The 664-nt window shown below is 57.7% G+C and carries 2 pseudogenes; one reads left to right on the top strand and one right to left on the bottom strand.

The annotated features are described in order from the left end of the window. Positions 1-249: 249 nt before the first annotated feature. Positions 250-430, bottom strand: a pseudogene (locus HK439_RS27060) (IS21 family transposase); the annotation flags it as partial. Positions 431-515: 85 nt separating this feature from the next. Between HK439_RS27060 and HK439_RS26410 the strand changes: the two are divergent. Then, positions 516-664: pseudogene (locus HK439_RS26410) on the top strand (transposase); the annotation flags it as partial.

The raw sequence follows: 664 nt of genomic DNA, 5'->3' as shown, positions 1-664 counted from the left end.
AGGGCCGCGCCCGCATCGAACAGGCCGTCGGTAAGCTGAAGCGCTTCAAGCGGATCGCACTACGCTGCGAGAAGACCAAACGAAACTTCGCTTCCTTCGTCGCGCTTGCCGCAGGCTTCATATTGCTAAAATCCGTCCACACGGCCTAGATATCGCAAAAGCAGGTGTCAATCGGCGTTGAAGATTTGTCCTCTAGGCCGGGACGAAGGCCATCCAGCTGTTAAAGAGCCGGATATGGGCGATCTTCTACGTCGTGGTCACGCCTTCGATCAGAACGATCTCGTGGCTCCAGCCGAACTCGTAGGCCTCGCCGGGATCGAGGCTAAGCGGGACATCGGCCGCCGCCGACGCCTTGGCTCCGACTTCGCCTGCGTCTCGCCGCGTAGCGCCGCACCGCGTCGTAACTGCCCTCGTAGTTGAGCGCCTGAATGTCGTAGGGTTAAAACCCAATGATCATATTGAATTAATGTAGCAAATCAGATTCAATTCGTCCAAACAACGGTTTGGAGGCTCTAATGGGACGTCTGTTTTGGTTGCCGGAGAACAGTGGGCAGTGATCGAGCCGCTTTTGCCGAGGCACAAGGGCGGTGCCCGCCGGGTTGATGACCGCAGGGTGATCTCCGGCATTATCCATGTCCTCAAGGTGGGTTGCCGCTGGTGCGAT

Source organism: Roseibium aggregatum, from assembly GCF_014692675.1.
GTDB lineage: Bacteria > Pseudomonadota > Alphaproteobacteria > Rhizobiales > Stappiaceae > Roseibium > Roseibium aggregatum_C.
Note: the sequence above shows the minus strand (reverse complement) of the source record. Positions and strands in the feature narration are given on the sequence as shown.